Origin of the sequence: Lysobacter sp. (genome assembly GCA_013141175.1) — a bacterium.
Classification (GTDB): Bacteria; Pseudomonadota; Gammaproteobacteria; order Xanthomonadales; family Xanthomonadaceae; genus Lysobacter_I.
Genome location: JABFRN010000001.1, coordinates 1,545,005 through 1,564,267 on the forward strand (window position 1 = coordinate 1,545,005; position 19,263 = coordinate 1,564,267).

At 67.9% G+C, this 19,263-nt stretch carries 17 protein-coding genes; 14 read left to right on the forward strand and 3 right to left on the reverse strand.

All coding sequences use genetic code 11. The annotated features are described in order from the left end of the window. Positions 1–40: 40 nt before the first annotated feature. The 9 genes from HOP03_06905 (at position 41) to HOP03_06945 (ending at position 12,046) form a co-directional block, all read left to right on the forward strand. Entirely contained in the window at positions 41–1,102 is a 1,062-nt protein-coding gene (locus HOP03_06905) for a hypothetical protein (GenBank protein ID NOT87892.1), read from the forward strand. After that, positions 1,099–2,343 (forward strand): hypothetical protein, encoded by a 1,245-nt coding sequence (locus HOP03_06910; protein ID NOT87893.1) that lies wholly within the window; start codon positions 1,099–1,101, stop codon positions 2,341–2,343. The genes HOP03_06905 and HOP03_06910 overlap by 4 nt, the downstream gene beginning before the upstream one ends. Further along, on the forward strand, positions 2,327–3,301 hold the full coding sequence (locus tag HOP03_06915; protein NOT87894.1) for an arginase family protein: 975 nt from the start codon (positions 2,327–2,329) through the stop codon (positions 3,299–3,301). Before HOP03_06910 ends, HOP03_06915 begins: the two co-directional genes overlap by 17 nt. A gap of 12 nt (positions 3,302–3,313) precedes the next feature. Then, positions 3,314–4,399 (forward strand): hypothetical protein, encoded by a 1,086-nt coding sequence (locus tag HOP03_06920; GenBank protein NOT87895.1) that lies wholly within the window; start codon positions 3,314–3,316, stop codon positions 4,397–4,399. 251 nt (positions 4,400–4,650) lie between these two features. Further along, positions 4,651–5,904: an HlyD family efflux transporter periplasmic adaptor subunit gene (locus HOP03_06925; GenBank protein NOT87896.1), complete on the forward strand. Its 1,254-nt coding sequence runs from the start codon at positions 4,651–4,653 to the stop codon at positions 5,902–5,904. Positions 5,905–5,910: 6 nt separating this feature from the next. Beyond that, the gene (locus HOP03_06930; protein ID NOT87897.1) at positions 5,911–6,714 is read left to right on the forward strand and encodes an ABC transporter ATP-binding protein; all 804 of its coding nucleotides are present in this window, start codon (positions 5,911–5,913) and stop codon (positions 6,712–6,714) included. Next, positions 6,711–9,143, forward strand: coding sequence for an FtsX-like permease family protein (locus tag HOP03_06935; protein ID NOT87898.1), 2,433 nt, complete (start codon positions 6,711–6,713; stop codon positions 9,141–9,143). Before HOP03_06930 ends, HOP03_06935 begins: the two co-directional genes overlap by 4 nt. A gap of 214 nt (positions 9,144–9,357) precedes the next feature. Continuing rightward, entirely contained in the window at positions 9,358–10,755 is a 1,398-nt protein-coding gene (locus HOP03_06940) for a sigma-54-dependent Fis family transcriptional regulator (protein NOT87899.1), read from the forward strand. Further along, positions 10,742–12,046, forward strand: a complete 1,305-nt coding sequence (locus HOP03_06945) for an ATP-binding protein (protein ID NOT87900.1) — start codon at positions 10,742–10,744, stop codon at positions 12,044–12,046. The genes HOP03_06940 and HOP03_06945 overlap by 14 nt, the downstream gene beginning before the upstream one ends. A gap of 39 nt (positions 12,047–12,085) precedes the next feature. Here HOP03_06945 and HOP03_06950 read toward each other — a convergent pair whose 3' ends face one another. Next, on the reverse strand, positions 12,086–13,006 hold the full coding sequence (locus HOP03_06950) for a hypothetical protein (protein NOT87901.1): 921 nt from the start codon (positions 13,004–13,006) through the stop codon (positions 12,086–12,088). A gap of 406 nt (positions 13,007–13,412) precedes the next feature. Here HOP03_06950 and rpoH point away from each other — a divergent pair, with 406 nt between their 5' ends. The 4 genes from rpoH (at position 13,413) to HOP03_06970 (ending at position 16,355) form a co-directional block, all read left to right on the forward strand. Continuing rightward, positions 13,413–14,291 (forward strand): RNA polymerase sigma factor RpoH, encoded by an 879-nt coding sequence (rpoH, locus tag HOP03_06955; protein NOT87902.1) that lies wholly within the window; start codon positions 13,413–13,415, stop codon positions 14,289–14,291. A 158-nt stretch (positions 14,292–14,449) separates the two neighbouring features. Beyond that, complete coding sequence (locus HOP03_06960; GenBank protein ID NOT87903.1) at positions 14,450–14,887, forward strand: hypothetical protein; 438 nt, start codon at positions 14,450–14,452, stop codon at positions 14,885–14,887. A gap of 114 nt (positions 14,888–15,001) precedes the next feature. Then, on the forward strand, positions 15,002–15,784 hold the full coding sequence (locus HOP03_06965; protein NOT87904.1) for an NYN domain-containing protein: 783 nt from the start codon (positions 15,002–15,004) through the stop codon (positions 15,782–15,784). A 97-nt stretch (positions 15,785–15,881) separates the two neighbouring features. Further along, on the forward strand, positions 15,882–16,355 hold the full coding sequence (locus HOP03_06970; protein ID NOT87905.1) for a DUF1203 domain-containing protein: 474 nt from the start codon (positions 15,882–15,884) through the stop codon (positions 16,353–16,355). Between the two features lie 10 nt (positions 16,356–16,365). Here HOP03_06970 and HOP03_06975 read toward each other — a convergent pair whose 3' ends face one another. Further along, on the reverse strand, positions 16,366–17,619 hold the full coding sequence (locus HOP03_06975; GenBank protein ID NOT87906.1) for an NAD(P)/FAD-dependent oxidoreductase: 1,254 nt from the start codon (positions 17,617–17,619) through the stop codon (positions 16,366–16,368). Next, complete coding sequence (locus HOP03_06980; GenBank protein NOT87907.1) at positions 17,616–18,596, reverse strand: NAD(P)H-binding protein; 981 nt, start codon at positions 18,594–18,596, stop codon at positions 17,616–17,618. Before HOP03_06980 ends, HOP03_06975 begins: the two co-directional genes overlap by 4 nt. Before the next feature lie 104 nt (positions 18,597–18,700). On the opposite strand from HOP03_06980, the gene HOP03_06985 reads away from it, so the two are divergent. Then, complete coding sequence (locus HOP03_06985; GenBank protein ID NOT87908.1) at positions 18,701–19,246, forward strand: MarR family transcriptional regulator; 546 nt, start codon at positions 18,701–18,703, stop codon at positions 19,244–19,246. Positions 19,247–19,263 lie beyond the last annotated feature (17 nt).

Consider the following 19,263-nt stretch of genomic DNA (forward strand, 5'->3'; position numbering starts at 1 on the left):
TGGCCCGCCTTTGACCTTTCCGACAGTTCCATTCCCGACCATGACCCCGACGCCTATCCCCGCTTACGACATCGACGCCTTCAATGCGCTGCTGGAGGCCGACCCGAACGTGTTGCTGTCCCATCCGTGCGTGGTGCGGGGATTCACGGCGCAGTGGGCCGCCAGCCGCGAATGGACCAGCCTGGCGCGGCTCGCCGAGAAGTTCGGGCAACTGCCGGTGACTGCGGGCGCGCCGCAGTTCATCACCCACAAGCACGCGCGGATGTGCCAGGTGAAAACCGACTTCGGCACCTACCTCAGGTATGTCGAGAATCCGGACAGCGTGGACGATCTGTTCGGCGGGAAGTGGTCCAAGGGCGACGCCGGCGTGCTGCGCGAGCTGGATCTGCCGCTCTATTGCGGCAACCTGCGGCTCGTGCGCCACGCGCGCGAGCCGGTGTTCGCGGACATCGATCCGATCGTGCCGGCGCTGCTGGAAACGCTCAACGACGACATTCCCTACTACTACCAGTCGGGCAATCACGTCTGGCTGTACGTCAGCCTGGCCGGCGCGCTCACTCCGCTGCACCAGGACAACAATGCGGTCATCGCCTACCTCGCCCAGCTCGAAGGCCGCAAGCAGGCGATCCTGTACAGCCCCGAGGACAAGCCGCATTTCCACAATCCGGCGGTGGGCTATCTCGATCCTCTGGCGCCGAACGAGGACGAATTCCCGACCTGGCGCCAGGCGCGGCCGTGGACGGCTTCGCTGGAACCGGGCGAACTGTTGATCTGGGGTCCGAACTGGGCCCATCACGTCGTCACGGTGTCGCAGTCGATCACGGTCAGTTTCGACATCGTCAACTCGATCAACCTCGGCGCATACGCACGATCGATGGACTGGCGCCACGAACTGGGGCTGTTCGCGAAGAAGAACGCCGAACTGATCCGCGCGCGCATCGCCGACGACAGCGTCCACGCCGCGCTCGACCGTGGCGACGAAGAGGCGATCGGGCGCGAAGTGATGATCAGCGTCCTGCGTTCGGCGCTGGCCAGCGCGGTGCCGGAACGTTCGCGCCGGGTGAAGGAAACGATGCTGCGGGCGCTGGAAGACGCCGCGTGAGCGCGCAGGCCGACACCGCGAAGACCGCCGACGAAGGCATCGCTTCCGACGTCGCCGTACCGCTGGTGATGTCGCGCTGGCTGCAGGTGGAACAGGTCGACGCTACCGTGGCGACTTTGTATCTGCAGTCCACCGGCAAGCGGCTGCGCGTGCCGCGTCCGCTGTACGACCTGCTGCGGCGGTTCCAGGCGCCCGCCACGCTGAGGGAAGTGGCAGGCGCCGACGCCGACATCGCACGCATGGTCGGCGCGATCCGCACCTTGCGCGCGAAAGGGTTTCTCCTGGCCGAGGGAGAAGCGGAGGCGCCGCCGACGCGACGTCTGCTGACCGATCCGCCGATCCGCCTCTTCGACTGCCCGGCGCAGACGCTGGTTCCGGCCTTGGCCAACGTGGTCGCGATCGGCGTGCCCTGCGATACGGGCGACCGCGCATCGGCCGGCGCGCGCGCGGGCCCGGCCGCGTTGCGTGAGGCGTCGATGCAGACGCTGTACGGCATCGACCGCGCGACCGGCCAGTCCCAGGGCTGGTTCGACGTCGACCGTGGCCGCGCGATCCTGCGCGGCGTGTCGGTGTGCGACGGCGGCGATGTGTTCGTGGACCACGGCGAACGGCAGGCGGCGGTGTTCGACCGGCTGAGCGAAGCGCTGGAGATTCTCACCGCTGCCGGCGCGCTGCCGGTGCTGCTGGGCGGCGACGCGTCGATCTGCTGGCCGGCGCTGCGGTTGCTGCAGTCGCGCGCGCCGCTGGCGGTGGTTCGCATCGGCGTGCTGGGCCGCCGGGATGCGGTCGAGACGGCACCCTCCGCCTTCGTCGGCGCGCACGCGCTGCCCCGGTCTGCGCTTGGCCTGCCCGGCGTATCGCGATACGTGCACGTCGGGCCATGCGCGGCTGGCGCGGGCGCATCGCTGGCCGGCTTCGCGCATGTGCCGGTCGAAGCGGCGGCTCGCGACGGCGCGGCGGCGTTGGCGCCGCATCTGCTGCCCGGGCAGCGCATCTACCTTGGCGTGGACATGGCCGCGCTGGCGACCCCGGCGTCGGACGCCGACGGCGTGGCCTTGTTCGATTACGCCCGCTTGCACGCACTGGTGTGCGGGATCGGCGCGGCGCATCCGATCGCCGGTCTGGATCTGGTGGGGCTCAATCCGTCCGCGCCCTGCTGGCGGACCACCGCCATGACCGCGCTGCACCTGCTGCTGACCGCGTTGAGCGCGGCGAAGGACCCACATGCACCGCAGGCCTGACGCGCACATGCTCGAACGCGATACGCCGCCCGGCGCGACGCTGTTCGGCTGGCCCGCCGCTGCGGCCCCGCATGCGGGCGCTGCGGGCATCGAAGTGCTGGGTGTCCCCAGCGATGCGGGCAACGGCATCGCCTCCGGCGCGCGCTTCGGCCCGGCCGCGATCCGTCGCGCCAGCCTCGGTTTGCCGGCGCGGGATGTCGAGGGGATCGGCATCGACGGGGGCGCCATCGACCGGATCGAACATGCCGGAATCGACCACGGCGACGTGGATTTCATCCACGACTGCGATTGGGCCGATGCGCTGCTGCGGATCCAGGCGCTGGTCGAAGGGATCGCGGCGCGCGGCGCGGTGCCGGTCGTGCTGGGCGGCGACCACGCGATTTCCTACGCCGCGGTGGCCGCGCTGCACGGCGCCGGCCCGCTGAGCGTGGTCTGGTTCGACGCGCATACCGATTTCTGCGCGTGGCCGGGCGGCGACTGGCACAGCCACAAGCAGGTGCTGCGGCGCATCGCGGGGCTGCCGCACGTGGAGCGGATCGTGCAGATCGGCCACCGCGGCATCACCTACGACGACGAATCCGCGCGTTCGAGCAAGATGCGCGTGTCCACCGCCGCCGAAGCGAACGCGATGCGCGCCGATGCGCTGCTGGACCGCCTGCCTTCGCGGCAGCCGGTGTACATCTCGGTGGACATCGATGCCGTGGACCCGCGCTGGGCGCCGGGGACCGGCCATCCGGTGCCCGGCGGGTTGGATGTCGCGACGCTCGGGGCGTTGGCGCGGGCCATCGCCGCCGGGCGCGACGTCCTCGGCGTGGACGCGATGGAAGTCAATCCGCTGCTCGATCACCGCGACATGACCAGCACCGCTGCGGCGTCGATCCTGGCGCAGATCGTGTCGGGCCTGTCCGAACGCGCGAACGCCGGGCGACCGGCGTTGCCGCCCCTTCCAACCGCATGAGGCCGCAAGTCCATGGCATCCAGATCCATCCCGGTGGTGTCGCGCGAGGAATTCGAGCGCCTCGCCACGCGCGACCCCGACCTGCTCCACGCGCATCCGTGGGTCGTGTCCGGCTATATCGAACACTGGCCCGAGTATCGCCAATGGCAGGACCTCGAACACCTGCGCGCGCGCTTCGGCCATCTCGGCGCGTTCGCCAAGGCGCCGAACTTCGTGACCAACCGCAAGGCCAGCCTGGTGAGCGTGGAGACAACCTTCGCGCAATATCTGGATTACATCGAGGCACCGGGCCGGGTCCGCGAGATCTACGACGGTTGCTGGATGGACGGCGACTACGAACAGTTCGCCGCGCAGGACCTGCCGCTGTACTGCGGCACGTTGCGCTTCGCCCACCATGCCGAGGACCCGGTCTTCGCCGCGCTGGACCCGCTGGTGCCCGCGCCGCTGCAGCCGTGGAACCACGCGCTGCCGTACTACTACTCGCTGTTCAACCACCTGTGGCTGCTGGTCAGCCTGCCGGGCGCGCTGACCCCGCTGCACACCGACAACAACGGCACCATCGCGCTGATCGCCCAGTTGCGCGGTCGCAAGCGCGCAATCCTGTATTCGCCGGAGGATCTGCGCCACGTCCACAACCCCGAGGTGGGTTATCTCGATCCGTTGGCGCCGGACGATGCGGACTTTCCCAGCTGGCGCTCGGCGCTGGAATGGCGGGCCGACCTGGAGGTCGGACAGGTGCTGTTCGTCGGCACCAACTGGGCGCACCACGTGCAGACCCTGGAAACCTCGATCTCGGTGAGTTTCGATTTCGTGGACCGGACCAACATCGCCGCGTACGCCGTGTCGACCGCGTGGGCGCAAGTGCTCGGCGACCGCGCCAAGCGCAAGCCGGAACTGATCCTCGCCAAGATGGCGGATGCATTGTCATCCGCCCAGATCGAACACCTGCCGCCGGTCGAAGTCGGTCGACGGGTCATGGTGCATGTCCTGCGCGCCTCCCTGGCGGATCCCAACGCTGCAGACAAGGCGCCGATCCGGAGGCTCTATCTCGCCCACCTCGAGCAATGCCTGGCGCCGCACGACCCGATCGTGGCCTAGTCGGCGGCGAATCCGGGCAAGCAGCGGACTTGCGACTCGAATCAACGCGCAAGCACTGCGCGTTTCAACGACCCGCTGATCGCACGCGCCGCGATCGCGTGGCGCGCCGGCCGGTATCCGCTTTCGGACGACGACTGTCCGTTTGCGGACATGCGCGATGCCGCAGCGGCGCTTTGCGGGCGCGAAAACCCCGATGTTTCAGGCATCCGCAGGATGTCGGTCGCTGGCACGTCACTTGCATTGAAGTCTGCATGGATATCGTCAAGACAAGGCCCAGTCCGCTCTGGAAACGCCCGAGAACGCGCTGGTTCGCCGGTGGCGCACTGCTGCTGCTTGCGCTCATCGGCATCTCGCTGGCGTTGGGCAAGGCTGCGCCGCGCGTGGACCGCGGCGATCTGTGGATCGACACCGCGCGTGCCGGCGACATGACGCGGGAGATCCGCGCCAACGGCAGTCTGGTGCCCAAGCAGATCCGCTGGATCACGGCCGGCGCCACGGCGACGGTGCAGGACGTGGTGGTGGATGCCGGGGCCAAGGTGCAGGCCGATACCGTGATCCTGCGCCTGGCCAACCCCGAGGTGGCGTCCAATCTGGAAAAGGCGCGCGCGATGCTGATCGCCGCCGAGGCCGACGTGGCCGCGGTCCGCGCGTCGCTGGCCTCGCAGTTGCTGGACCACCAGACGGCGCGGACCCAGGCGCAGTCGGACTGGCGCGTGGCCGAGATCAAGCGCGAGGCCTACGAGCGCGCCCACGCCGCCGGCGTGATCTCCGCCATCGAACTGAAGCAGACCCAGATCACCGAAGGCCAGAGCCGCGTGCGCGCCGATATCGAGCAGCAGCGGGTCGCGCTGTTCCGCCGCAACGTGGACGCGCAGCTGCGCGCCGCGCTGGCGCGTCGCGATGAAGTCGCCAGCGCCCTGGATGTGGTGCGCCGACAAGCCGATTCGCTGCAGGTGCGCGCCGGCATCGACGGCATCCTGCAACAGGTCGAGGTGGAGCCGGGGCAGCAGATCGAGGCGGGCGCCAAGCTGGCCCGCGTCGCGCGCCCGGACGAGCTGATCGCGCGCCTGCAGGTGCCGGAACTGTTGGCCAAGGACCTGCGGTTGGGCCTGACGGTGTCGGTGGACACCCGTGGCGGCATCGTGCCGGGGCGGCTCATCCGCATCGATCCGGCGGTCCGCGACGGCAGCGTCGTCGTCGATGTCGCCTTCGACCGGCCGCTGCCGGCCGGCGCGCGCCCGGACCTCTCGGTCGACGGCAACATCCTGCTCGGCACCCTGCACGACGTCGTCAGCATCGGCCGCCCCGCTGCGGCCGTGCCCGAAGGCGTATCCACGCTGTTCGTGACCCGGCCCGGCGAGGATGTCGCCCGGCGCGTGCAGGTGCGTTTCGGCGCGGTGTCCAGCGATCGCATCGAGGTGCGCGCCGGACTGCGCGCCGGCGATCAGGCCGTGCTTTCCGACACCAGCCAGTGGAATGGCTACGACACGCTGCGCTTGCGCTGAACCCACATGGAGTCCCCGATGACCGAGCACGCCAATACCATCGACGCCGTTTCGCCGCTGATCCGCCTGCAGGGCCTGGGCAAGGTCTTCCACACCGACGAAGTCGAGACGCTGGCGCTGTCGGGCATCGACCTGGACATCGCCCAGGGCGACTTCGTCGCCATCACCGGACCATCCGGTTGCGGCAAGTCCACGCTGCTGTCGATCCTCGGCCTGCTGGACGTGCCGAACAGCGGTCGCTATCTGCTCGGCGACGAGGACGTGACCGCACTGGACAACCGCAGCCGCGCGCGCCTGCGCAACGCGCGGATCGGCTTCATCTTCCAGGCCTTCAACCTGATCGCCGACCTGACCGTGGAGGAGAATGTGGCGCTGCCGCTGACCTTCCGCGAAGGCTACGACCGCAAGCGCGCGCGCGAACGCGTGCTGGAAGTCCTCGGCAAGGTCGGCATGCACCACCGCATGCGCCACTATCCCGGACAACTGTCCGGTGGCCAGCAGCAGCGCGTGGCGGTGGCCCGGGCACTGGTCGGCGAGCCCTCGCTGCTGTTGGCCGATGAGCCCTCCGGCAACCTCGACAGCCGCAACGGCGAGGCGGTCATGCAGTTGCTGGAGCAGTTGAACGGCTCCGGCGCGACCTTGTGCATGGTGACCCACGACCCGGCGTTCGCGCGGCGCGCCAAGCGCGTCGTGCACATGCTGGACGGGCGCATCGTCGACGAGGACACGTTCGAACGCCTTCGCCACGAAACGGACATCCTCGTCCCGGCCGGCCTGGCCGGTGCGGCCACCCTGGACGCGACCCCGTGAGCGCGCTGTTGTGGGAAGTGCGGCAGTCCTGGCGCGGGCTGCTGCGCCGTCCGGGCTACCTCATCCTTGCGACGCTGACGCTGGCATTGGGCGTGGCCACGATCACGGCGGTGTTCGCGTTGCTGCACCAGGCGCTGCTCAAGCCGTTGCCGTTTCCGCAGCCGGACCGGCTGGTGACGTTGGGCATCCAGATCGAGCCGAGTCGGACCATCGCCGCGCCGCGCTATTACGCGCCGCTCCAGCGCATGCCGGGCGTGGAATCCGCCGGAATGATCATGGGCTGGGTCACCAACGCCAACATCGCGTTCGGCGACCAGGCCGAGGTGGCGCAGGCGCTGCGCGCGGACGCCGGTTTCATCCGCACCTTCAGTTTGCCGATGGCGGCGGGCCGCAATTTCGACGCCGACGAGAACCGCCCGAACGGGCCGGCGGCGGTGATCCTGGGCCACGAATTCTGGCGCACGCGCTTCGGCGCGGACCCGGCTGCGGTCGGGCGCAATCTGCAGGTCGAAGGGCGCTCGGTCCGCATCGTCGGCGTGCTGCCGGAGGCGTTCCGCTGGCCGGACCGCTTCGACCTGGTGCTGTCGTTGCAGCCCGACCCGCTCGACACCGACCTGTCGACCAATCAGATCATCGTGGCGCGGATCCGGCCGGACGCCACCGTCGCGTCCGTCGCCCAGCAGACCAGGGCCGCGTTGGAAACGATGATGGCCGCGGATGCCGGCCTCTCGCAGGACCAGCGCGAATACATGCGCCAGAACCCGCCGATGGCGCTGCCGCTGATGGAAAGCGTGTTCGCCTACCGCACCGGCAACACCTTGTGGCTGTTCCTGTGCGCCGCCGCCTGCGTGCTGCTGATCGCGGCGATCAACCTCGCCAGCCTGATGCTGCTGCGCACGCTGGCGCGCAGCCACGACAGCGCGGTGCGCGCCGCGCTCGGCGCTCCGGCCGCGCGGCAGAGCGTGCCGCTGCTGGCCGAGGGCGCGCTGGTCGGCCTGCTGGGCGCGGCGATGGGCGTGCTGCTGGCATGGGTCGGCCTGCGTCTGCTGGGGGGTCTGGTACCGCCGCAATGGCTGCGCGGGGAGGCCGTTGGCCTGAGTGGCGCCAGCCTGGCGTTCGCTTTCGGCGCCGGCCTGCTGACCGCGCTGCTGGCCGCGGTGCTGGGGGTGGCGCGCTCGCGCCGTGCCGACTGGGTGCATGAACTGGTCGGCGGCGGGCGTTCGGGCTGGAGTCGACATGCCGGCCGTCTGGGACGGGCACTGGTCGTCGCCCAGGTCGCGGTCGCGGTCGTGCTGCTGGTCAGCGCCGCACTGTTCGCGCGCAGCCTGCAGACGCTCGAATCGGTTCCGATGGGCTTCCGCAGCCATGCGGTGACCACCTTCACCCTGGCGCCGATCAAGGAACGCTACGTCGAATCCGCCGACGCGATGGACCTGACCCGGCGGATCCTCGAACGCCTGCGGCGCCTGCCCGGCGTCGAGCACGCCGGCGCGTCCACCAATCTGCCGGCGGGCTCGCAGCTCAACTACAGCATGCTGCTGCCGGACAAGCGCGAGGTCACGGTGCAGTACCGCTTGAGCACGCCCGGCTTCCTCGAATCCTTCCGGATCCCGCTGCTGGCCGGACGTGGTTTCGAAGACCGCGACGCCGCCGGTGGCGAGCCGGTATGCCTGGTCAGCGCGAAGTTCGCGAAGGACTACCTCGGCGGCGAACCTCTGGGCAAGATCGTGTCGCTGCCGATGGACGACGGCCCGGACATCGGCATGCGCGTGGTCGGCGTGGTCGGCGACGTGCGCCAGTTCGGGCCGGGCGAGCCGGCGCCCGCCACGCTGTACGCACCGCTGGCGCAGATTCCGCCGCCGTTGTGGACCTTGTTGCGCGAGTTCGGGCCATTGAGCTACGCGGTGGGTCTGCGTACCGGTGCGCTGGGCGCGGGGGAAGCCGACCTGCGGCAGGCGATCCGGGAAGTGGCACCGCAGCAGCCGATCTCCAACCTCCAGCCGATGGAGGCGATCGTGGCCGGCACCACCGGCCAGCAACGCCTCAACCTGCTGCTGGTCACGCTGTCGGCGGGTTTGGCGCTGTTGCTGGCGTCGGTGGGGCTTTATGCGGTGATGGCGGTCGCGGTCGGCGCGCGGCTGCACGAGTTCGGCGTGCGCGCCGCGCTCGGCGCATCGCGCGCGCGCCTGCTGCGCCAGGTGCTGGGCGAAGCCGGCCGGCAGATCGGCCTGGGTCTGGTCATCGGCCTGGCGATCGCCATGGCGTCGTCGCGGCTGCTGCAGAGTTTCCTGTTCGGAATCGGCGTGGCCGATCCGCTGGCGATCTCGGTCGTGGTGCTGTCGCTGGCGGCGGCGGGCGTACTGGCGAGCCTGCTGCCGGCGATCCGCGCCTCGCGCGTGCAGCCGATGCAGGCGCTGCGGGTCGAATAGGGAACCACTGGAAAGCCCATCCCCGGATCAGGTCCGGGGCGGGCTGCGGACGTGTTCAGCCGGAACGAATCAGCACGAACGAATCAGCAGGAGCGAATCCGGTGCGTGATCCATTCGCGGGCCACGTCTCCCTGTCCCGCGACAACGCCGACTCGATCCGCGTCGCCATGCGCGTGCCGTGGCCGGGGTTGCGCCATGTGGCTTAGACTTCGGCATGCCCGATCAGCAACGCAACGCGTCCGCCCGCATCCTCGTCGTCGACGATCAGTCCGACGTGCGCGAAGCGCTGCAGATGCTGCTGAAGTTCGCCGACTACACCATGACCGGCGCGTCGTCGCCCGAGGAAGCGCTGGCCCTGTTGGAGCGCGAACATTACGCGGCGGCGCTGGTCGACATGAACTACAGCCGCGACACCACTTCCGGCGCGGAAGGTCTTGCGCTGATCGCGCGCATCAACGCGTTGCGTCCGACGCTGCCGGTGATCGCGATGACCGCGTGGGCCAATATCGAACTGGCGGTCGAGGCCATGCGCGTCGGCGCCACCGATTTCATCGAGAAGCCATGGCAGAACGCACGCGTGCTCGGCGTGCTGGAGATGCGCATCCCCGCCGAGCGCCGCCGTAGCGGCGAACGCCACAGCCTGGCGCAGGATCTGCTGGACGGTACCGATGCCGGCTTCATCGCCGAATCGGCGGCCATGCGGCGACTGATGGACGACCTGGCGCGGGTCACCGACAGCGACGCCAGCGTGCTGCTGCTCGGCGAGAACGGCACCGGCAAGAGCCTGATCGCGCAGCGCCTGCACCGGGGATCCTCGCGTCGCGACAAAGCGTTCGTTCGGGTCGATATCGGCGGCTTGACGCCGACGCTGTTCGAGGCCGAACTGTTCGGCCATGTGCGCGGCGCCTACACCGATGCGCGACAGGATCGCGCGGGACGCTTCGAGCTGGCCGATGGCGGCACGCTGTTCCTCGACGAGATCGGCAACCTGCCGTCTGAGCAGCAACCCAAGCTGCTGCGCGCGATCGAGGACGGCGAGTTCGAGCGTCTGGGCAGTTCGCGCACCCGGCGCGTGGATGTCCGCATCATCGCCGCGACCAACGCCGACCTGGACGCGGAAGTCGCGGCCGGGAGGTTCCGTCGCGACCTGCTGTACCGGCTCAACACCTTCCAGGCTCGGGTGCCGCCGTTGGTGGAGCGCCGCGACGACATCCTGCCGCTGGCCCACCACTATCTGGCGCTGGCGTGCCGCCGTTACCGGAGGCCGCTGCCGACGCTCGGCAATGAGGTCGAACAGGCCCTGTTGGGCTACGCCTGGCCCGGCAACGTGCGCGAACTGGCGCACGCCATGGAACGGGCCGCACTGCTGGGCGGCGAGGGGCGGCTGAGCGCTGCAGACCTGCGCCTGCACGCTGCAGCGCCGATGCCGGCCCACGAGCGACCGCAACTGGAGCGGATGCGCCTGGATGAAGCCGAGGCCATGCTGCTGCGCGCCGCTCTGGAGCAGCATCAGGGCAATCTGCAGCGCGCTGCGGACCAGCTCGGCATCACCCGCCAGAGCCTCTATCGGCGTCTGGAAAAACACGGTCTGCGCGGCGATGACGCCGACTGAGCGGGACCCGCGCGTGCTCTGGGTCGCAGTGCCGTCCCTGGTCGCACTGGCGCTAGTGTTGCTGATGGGCATCCCCGGCCCGTTCGAGGGCGCGCTGTTGCTCGCGCTGGTACTGGTGCTGACCGGAATGGCCTGGCGCATCCTCACCGGGCGGCCGAGCCATCTCCGCAGCATCGGCAGTCTGCTGGACGCGCTGCGCGAAGGCGATTACGGCGTGCGCGGCACGCTGCCGGAGCGCCGCGACGACTTCCACGAGATCGTGCGCAGCTTCAACGAACTGGCCGCGCGCGTCCAGGACGAACGGCGCGACCTGCATGAAAGCCTGCAGCTCCTGAGCAAGACCCTGGCCGCGCTGGACGGAGCGGTGTTCGCGTTCGACGAAGGGCAACGGCTGCGCCTGGTGAATCCGGCGGGCGAGCGCCTGCTCGGACGCTCCGGACAGGACGTGCTGGGCCGCGACGCCGCCGAGCTGGATTTGATGCCGCTGTTCCAGCTGGCCTCGGGCACCATCCATGCCTGCACCTTCTGCGCCCAACCGGGGCGCTGGCAGATCACCCATGCGGTGCTGCGCAGCCGGGGCCAGGCCGGCCGCCTGCTGCTGGTACAGCCGATGGAGCGCGCACTCCGCGACGAGGAAGCGCAGGCGTTCCGGCGCCTGCTGCGCGTGCTCAGCCACGAAATCAACAACTCGATGGCACCGATCGCCTCGATGGCCGATACGCTGCAGCGCATGCTGTCGGCCCGGGACGCCCGTCCTGGCACCGAGCTGGATGCGGACCTGCGCCACGGCCTGGGCCTGATCGAACAGCGCAGCGCGGCGCTGCAGCGTTTCATCGGCGGCTACGCGCAGTTGGCGAAGCTGCCACCGCCGCAACTGCACCCGACCGCTTTGGCGCCGCTGTGCGAACGCGTCGGCCTGCTGCTCAACGACCCGCGGATTGTCATCGTGCCGGGCGAGGATCTGGACCTGCTCGCCGACGTCGACCAGTTGGAGCATGTCCTGATCAACCTGCTGCGCAATGCACTGGAAGCCGGCGGCGATGGACCGGTGCTGCTGCAATGGACGCGTTCGGACCATCAGGCCACGATCGAAATCGTCGATGGCGGGCATGGCCTGCCGGCGAGCGAGAACCTGTTCGTGCCGTTCTTCACCACCAAGCCCGGCGGCGCCGGGATCGGCTTGGCGCTGTGCCGGCAGATCGTGGAAGCCCAGAACGGCAGCCTTGCGCTGCACCCGCGCGCCGATGCGCCGGGCACCGTCGCGGTGATCGGCCTGCCTCTTTCCAACTGAGCGGTTCGGCTTGAGCGGCGCACGCGCACCTGATCAGGGTCAGCGGCGCATGCCGTAGCGGGTGCTGTAGGAACACAGGATCAGCAGATCACGCTCCGGATCCTTCGTCGGCCTGCGGCCGTGCAGTACGCGGTTGTTGTCGACCATCGCGAAATCGCCGGCCCGCCACTTGATGCCCCGGGTCACCGAAAAGGCCACGGTCCTGAGCGCGTCCTTGGTCTGCGGGTCGATCTCGGTCCCGTCCTCCCAGGTCACCAGTGTGCTGAAGGAACTCTCCGCGTCCTTGTCCGACGGCCGCTTGTAGGCATCGCTGAGGATGTTCTGGCAGATGTGCATCTGGCCGTCGTCGTTGCGGCGCACAGCGGGCGCGGTCAATTCGAAGACGACCCGTTCGTCGGTCATCTCCGTGATGTCCAGATCGGAATCCGCGCGCAGCGCGGCCAGCACGTCTTCGCCCACCACCGCTTTGGCGGCCTTGTTGTCGGTGAAGATCGCCTCGAACGCATCGCGAGGCACGAAGTTGGTGTACTTGATGCGCCGCTCAAGCAGGCTGCGCTGTATCGGCGCATCGAGCTTTTCGAAAGCGGCTGCGCCATCGGACAGCAGCGTCTCGCCGCCCATCCCCTCGGCCGCCGGCTTACGGCAAAACAGCCACAGCAGATCGGGTCGCAGCGGACTGTTGCCGAATTCGAAGTGCAGGCTCAGGCCCGCCTGTCCCAGCGTGACGGTCTGCAGTTCGTTGCGGTCGCTCGCGTTCTTGCGATCGCCGAACGGAGAGGTCAGGAACGCGCGATTGAAGCGCGACGCGAACCGGTAGAAACCTTCGGCGCCCGGATCGAAGCCGTGGAACAGAACGGCGCCATGCGCATCGAGCGCGGCCCAGACCGAATCGTCGTCGAGGGCTGTTTCGCCCCGACCATCGTTGGCGATCACCAACGGCATGCTGTGAGCAGGATTCATACCTGAGGCGCCTCCTCCATGAGCCTTCCGCACGTTAACCCATGCAACAATCCAATCGTGTTAAAAAATCATTGGCGCTGCTGCGCTTTCAGGTGTTGGCCTGCCGTCGTCGAAGGGTTCGCAAGGCGCTCTGCCGATGACACGGCCTCGGAATCTTTCCGTGACCTTCCGAGCACTGCTCAAGGCCCGGGACTGGCGGATCTGGCCTTGCGAGACTGCCGAACCGGCCGCTGAACGGCCCACGGGATTTCGTGACCTTCGGAACTCCCCCGGCAGCGGGTTTTGCCCCAGCCTTACAAAGGCAACGTCATCCGACACAAACCCCGCTGTTCGTTCCATGAACAGAACACTGGGAACCTTTTCCGGGTTTAGCACTCCAACCGACCGACTGCTAAGATCGAATCCTATGAACCAGACCACTGCCAGCACAGCCCTGATTCCGAACAGCCTCCCGATTCCCAGCGCATTGGGTTCGCTCGAAGCCTATGTCGGTGCGGTCCACCAGATTCCGGTGCTCTCCGCCGAGGACGAGCAGGCGCTCGCCCGCCGCTTCCACGGCCAGGACGACCTCGACGCCGCGCGCGAACTGGTGCTGTCGCACCTGCGTTTCGTCGTCCATGTCGCCCGTGGCTACAACGGCTACGGCCTGCAGCTGGCCGACCTGATCCAGGAAGGCAACATCGGCCTGATGAAGGCCGTGAAGCGCTTCGACCCCGACGTCGGTGTGCGCCTGGTGTCGTTCGCGGTGCATTGGATCCGCGCCGAGATGCACGAGTTCATCATCAAGAACTGGCGCATCGTGAAGGTCGCGACCACCAAGGCCCAGCGCAAGCTGTTCTTCAACCTGCGTCGCAGCAAGACCCGTCTGGGCTGGCTCAACGCCGAGGAAGTGCGCGCGGTCGCCAAGGACCTCAACGTCTCCGAACGCGAAGTGCTGGAGATGGAATCGCGTCTCTCCGGCCGCGACATCGGCTTCGATGCGCCGGACGATGCCGACGAGGACCATGGTCCGCCGGCACCCGTGGCCTATCTGATGGCCGAAGGCCAGGACCCGGCAAACACCTACGAAAGCGCCGACAGCGAATCGGACCAGCTCGGTCTGCTGCGCGCCGGCCTGGCCAAGCTCGATGCCCGCTCGCGCGATATCGTCAAGCGCCGCTGGCTGGACGACGACAGCAAGATCACGCTGCAGGAGCTGGCCGACGAATACGGTGTTTCCGCCGAGCGCATCCGCCAGATCGAAGCCAATGCGCTGAAGAAGATGAAGGCGTTGTTCGCGGCCTGATTCAGGTCCCCGGGGACGCAGGTACGAACGGCCCGGGCAACCGGGCCGTTTTCGTTTGTGCAGGAAGTCTCAATCCGCTCGCGCACGGAAGCGCATAGTGCGGATGCCCACCATCGAAGGCGGGCTTGTGTATCCCACGACTACAACGGAGGTAGCCCATGAGCCACAAGACATCGTTATCGACATCGCTGTTCTCCACGTCCGCCGCCGCCCTGCTCGCACTCGCGTCGCTGGGAACCGCCGCTCCCGCACATGCCGGCGATGTCTCCAACGTGCAGCTGAGCTGTTACGTCGACACCAATGCCTGGGATTACGCCAGCATCGACGAGTGCGTCAGCTACTGGACGCCGTGGACCGCGAGCAATCCCAGCCAGGCGGTTTTCGAAGTCGTCGGACTGGCGGCGGGCAGTTACACGTTCTATTGGACCGATCTGACTACAGGCCAGGTCGGCGTCTGCGCCACCGGGGACAGCGCGTGCCTGCGTTCGATCCGGGTCGGCCGCAGCAAGACCATGCGTGTCACGGTGATCGACAACCAGAGCGGCGCCAGCAAGACCGTCGTTGCGACCGCGTATTTCGAAGACGGTTGGAATTGATCTCACCCTGAGGATTGGCGATGTCGGACGGCCCGGTCATCCGGGCCGTTTTCGCGATGGACACGACGATGCCGGCAGGTCTAGGCTTGTCCGATTGCAACGAGGAAAAGCGCGATGGACGACCGGATGCGGATCGCACTGTTGATCGACGCCGACAATGCGCCGGCCGCGAAGATCGATGTCGTGCTGGCCGAACTCGCCCGCCACGGTATCGCCAACGTGCGCCGCGCGTACGGCAACTGGAAGAGCCAGACACTGCAGAAATGGGAGCAGGCGCTGCATCCCAACGCGATCCAGCCGATCCAGCAGTTCGCCTACAGCACCGGCAAGAATGCTTCGGACATGGCGATGGTGGTCGATGCCATGGACCTACTGCACAGCGACCGTTTCGATGCCTTCGCGATCGTTTCGAGCGATGCGGATTTCACGCCGCTGGTGATGCGGATGCGTGCGCAGAACATGCGGGTCTTCGGCTTCGGCGAGAAAAAGACCCCGGAACCATTCGTCAACGCCTGCTCGACGTTCCTGTATATCGATGCAAGCGCACAGGCAGAGCCCTCGTCGTCCGACGCCATGCCGACCGCGCCGCCGAAGCGGAAAAACGCGACCGAACTGCGCAACGACACCACTCTGGTCAATCTGCTGCGCGGCGCGGTGGAAGGAACCAAGGACGACGACGATGGCTGGTCGAACCTCGCAGCGGTCGGGCATTTCATCGCCAATCGCGCGTCCTTCGATGCGCGCAATTACGGCTACGCCAAGCTCAAGGGCCTGATCAAGGAAATCGGCCTGTTCGAAATGCGCGAGGAAGGGAAGCACGTCTCGATCCGCGCGCTGCAGAAAAAAGACGAGAAAGCAAAAGCCGAGAAAGCAAAGCCCGCTCCGAAGGCAAGCTGACCGCTCGTTTTCGACTTGACCGGCATTGCGCAAGATCCGGATATCGTGATCGAGCGCGTCGCGCCACGATGCGCACTCCCGACCATGGAGTGCCTGCATGAATTTCCAGATCCACGCGCTGCCGCGCGCCGCCTTCGATGCGCTTTTCGCACTCTCCGACGACGCACTGCGCGCCCGCGATATCCGTCGCGTCGTTGCCGACGCCAGCGGCGGCTTTCCCTGCCGCGTCAGTCTGCAGGATGCGGTCGAAGGCGAACGCCTGCTGTTGCTGCCTTACGAACATCATCGCGTGAACACGCCCTACCGCGCATCCGGGCCGATCTATGTGCGCGAAGACGCGGCGCAGGCGCTGCCTGATGCCGACGGGATTCCGGAACTGTTGCGACGGCGCATGCTGTCGCTGCGCGGCTACGATGCCAAAGGCATGATGCGCTCGGCGGAAGTGGTGCCGGGCGTGGAACTCGAGGCTGCGATCGCGCGACTCTTCGCGATCGAGCGCATCGCCTACCTCCATGCGCACTATGCGCTGCCCGGCTGCTATGCCTGCCGCATCGAGCGTGCCGATCCATGACGGGCGCCGGCTACTGCGCGCGGTCCTTGCCGAGAATGATCCGCGCGCTGCGCTGATAGCTCCAGTAGGCTTGCGCCCAGTCGATCAGCACGACCATGCGGTTGCGGAAACCGATCAGGAAGAACACGTGCGCCGCCAGCCAGAACCACCAGGCGAGCAGCCCGGACAGGCGCAGGCCATGCACATCGACCACCGCCGCCATGCGACCGATGGTGGCAAGGTTGCCGAAATCGCGATAGCGGAACGACGGTGTCGCGCGACCCTGCAGGCGTGCGTGGATCGCGTGCGCGACGTGACGTCCCATCTGCTTCGCGGCGGGCGCGACGCCGGGCACCGGTTTGCCTTCGTGCTGTATCGATGCGAGATCGCCGGCAACGAAAATGTCGGGATGTCCCGGCACGCTGAGATCGGGCATGACGATCACCCGACCGGCGCGATCCAGCGGCACGCCGAGATCGCGCGCCAGCGGCGATGCGGCGACGCCCGCAGCCCACAACACGGTGCGCGCGGCGATACGCTCGTCGCCGAGTTGCACGCCATCGCTGTCGATCCGCGCAACCGGCACGCCGGTGCGGATCTCCACGCCCAGATGTTCCAGTTGGCTGCGCGCTTTCGCCGACAGCGATTCCGGAAAACTCGACAGCACGCGTGGACCGGCTTCGAGCAGCAGCACGCGCGCACGACGCGGGTCGGCGCGACGGAATTCGCCGTGCAGCGTGTGGCGCGCGATTTCCGCGAGCGTGCCCGCGAGTTCGACGCCGGTCGGCCCGCCGCCGACGATCGCGAACGTCAGCCACGCCGCACGCTTGGCGTCGTCGTCTTCGGCTTCGGCGCGCTCGAACGCGGTGAGGATGCGGCGACGGATTTCCAGCGCATCGTCAAGCGTCTTCAATCCCGGCGCGTGCGGCGCCCAGTCGTCGTGGCCGAAATAGGCATGCGTCGCGCCGCTGGCGAGCAGCAGATGATCGTAGTCGAGCATGCGGCCGTCGCCGAGTCGCACGCGTTTTTCGCCCGGCGAGATGTTCGAGACTTCGCCGAGCAGCACCGTGACGTTCTTCTGTCTGCGCAGGATGTGTCGCAGCGGTGCGGCGATGTTCGGCGCCGACAGGCCGGCGGTCGCGACCTGATACAGCAGCGGCTGGAACAGATGATGATTGCCACGATCGAGCAGCGTGATGCGGACAGGCGCCCTGGCCAGCGCGCGCGCCGCCCACAGGCCGGCGAATCCACCGCCGACGATGACGATGTGCGGTCTTTCGGTCATGGCCAAGGCCTCAATGCTGTCGTCGCAACGACAGGCAGCGGCGGCGGCATGATCGGTGACGCACCCACCACGCGCGGCGCGCGTCCGAGCAGAAACGGCAGGCGGTTGTCGCGCGGGCAGTTGTCGCGCTGCAACAGTTCCCAGTGTCCGTACGAGAACGGCGTGACGTGGAACAGATCGCAAACGTGGGCGGCGATGCGCGCGAGCGTGTCGGGAATCGCGAAGCGCAGCGCAGGACGCGACGTATGCATCGCGCGCATCGCCGCGAGATGTTCGGCGAGGGTAAGCGCCTGCAGGCCGCCGAGATCGTGCTCACGGACGAGCGCTTCATGCGGCGATGACGTGTCGTCCAGCGCAAGATGCGCGATGGCTTCACCCAGATCGCGCACATCCAGCACCGCGATCCGTCCGCTGGCGGCACGTGGCAACGGGTGCACCGGCCAGCGCGCCACGCGGCGGATCCAGCGCGCGCCGAAACCGCCTTCGCCATCGAGCAGCGATGGCCGCACGAGATGCCAATCGGCATCGCTGTTTCGCAATGCGGCTTCGCCATCGCGCTTGGAGCGCAGGAAACCGCTGCGGACATCGGCATCGAGACCGAGCGCGGACACATGGATCAAGCGCACACCACGCGCTGCGCAGGCCTGAGCGAGCGCGGCGGGCGCCTGGTGATGCACGCGGCGATAGGTTTCGTGCCCGCGTTCGCGCAGGATGCCGACACAGTTCACCACGGCGGAGCAGTCGCCCAGCGCGTCGGCCCAAGCGGCGGCGTCGAGCAGGCGGTCGAGATGGACTTCGCGATGGACCCAGGCGGGATGCTCGTGCGAACGCCGCCGCGGATGGCGGGTGCCGACGATGACGGACCGGCCGCGGGCAACGAGCGCCGCGACCACATGCCGGCCGATGAAGCCAGCGCCCCCAAGCACCAGAACGGATGCCGCCGCCGGCCTCCGGGGATCGCCATCGAGAGCGCCCATGCGCTTCTCCTCAGTTGTTTGACTGTCGTGTCTGTGATTTCTGTCTTGACAGAAATATATGACGAAACCAGACTGCCCGCAAGCCCGAAACGATGGCCTCGACCATGTCCGCACAATCCGCTTCCGATCCGCTGTCGCCGTTGAGCCGCCGTTTCGTCCTGCACTGGGGCGAAATGGGTTCGCGCTGGGGCGTGAACCGCACCGTGGCGCAGATCCATGCGCTGCTGTTCTACACGGGGCGGCCGATGCACGCCGAGGAGATCACCGAGATCCTGGCGGTCGCGCGTTCCAATGTCAGCACCAGCCTGCGCGAGCTGATCAATTTCAATCTGGTGCGCATCGTGCATCTGCACGCCGACCGCCGCGATCATTTCGAGACCTCCAAGGATGTGTGGACGCTGTTCCGCACCGTGGTTCGCGAACGCAAGGCGCGCGAGTTCGATCCGACTGTCGCGATGCTGAAGGAGCTGGCTGCCGAAGACGCGTTCGCGAACGAACCCGCCGAAGCGCGCGCACGGATGAAGGAAACGCTGGCGTTGATGAATGCGCTGTCGGGCTGGGGCGACGAAATGCTGCGGCTGGAACCGACGACCTTGATGAAGCTGATGACGCTCGGCGGAAAGATCAAGGCGCTGTTGCGCGAGGGCTGATCGGGCGAAGCACGCTC

Coding starts and splice junctions, on each gene's coding strand:
- HOP03_06925 (NOT87896.1), top strand. CDS start 4,651: ATGGATATCGTCAAGACAAGGCCCAGTCCGCTCTGGAAACGCCCGAGA.
- HOP03_06965 (NOT87904.1), top strand. CDS start 15,002: ATGGACGACCGGATGCGGATCGCACTGTTGATCGACGCCGACAATGCG.
- HOP03_06980 (NOT87907.1), bottom strand. CDS start 18,596: ATGGGCGCTCTCGATGGCGATCCCCGGAGGCCGGCGGCGGCATCCGTT.
- HOP03_06930 (NOT87897.1), top strand. CDS start 5,911: ATGGAGTCCCCGATGACCGAGCACGCCAATACCATCGACGCCGTTTCG.
- HOP03_06970 (NOT87905.1), top strand. CDS start 15,882: ATGAATTTCCAGATCCACGCGCTGCCGCGCGCCGCCTTCGATGCGCTT.
- HOP03_06975 (NOT87906.1), bottom strand. CDS start 17,619: ATGACCGAAAGACCGCACATCGTCATCGTCGGCGGTGGATTCGCCGGC.
- HOP03_06905 (NOT87892.1), top strand. CDS start 41: ATGACCCCGACGCCTATCCCCGCTTACGACATCGACGCCTTCAATGCG.
- HOP03_06940 (NOT87899.1), top strand. CDS start 9,358: ATGCCCGATCAGCAACGCAACGCGTCCGCCCGCATCCTCGTCGTCGAC.
- HOP03_06915 (NOT87894.1), top strand. CDS start 2,327: ATGCACCGCAGGCCTGACGCGCACATGCTCGAACGCGATACGCCGCCC.
- HOP03_06920 (NOT87895.1), top strand. CDS start 3,314: ATGGCATCCAGATCCATCCCGGTGGTGTCGCGCGAGGAATTCGAGCGC.
- rpoH (NOT87902.1), top strand. CDS start 13,413: ATGAACCAGACCACTGCCAGCACAGCCCTGATTCCGAACAGCCTCCCG.
- HOP03_06945 (NOT87900.1), top strand. CDS start 10,742: ATGACGCCGACTGAGCGGGACCCGCGCGTGCTCTGGGTCGCAGTGCCG.
- HOP03_06960 (NOT87903.1), top strand. CDS start 14,450: ATGAGCCACAAGACATCGTTATCGACATCGCTGTTCTCCACGTCCGCC.
- HOP03_06985 (NOT87908.1), top strand. CDS start 18,701: ATGTCCGCACAATCCGCTTCCGATCCGCTGTCGCCGTTGAGCCGCCGT.
- HOP03_06950 (NOT87901.1), bottom strand. CDS start 13,006: ATGAATCCTGCTCACAGCATGCCGTTGGTGATCGCCAACGATGGTCGG.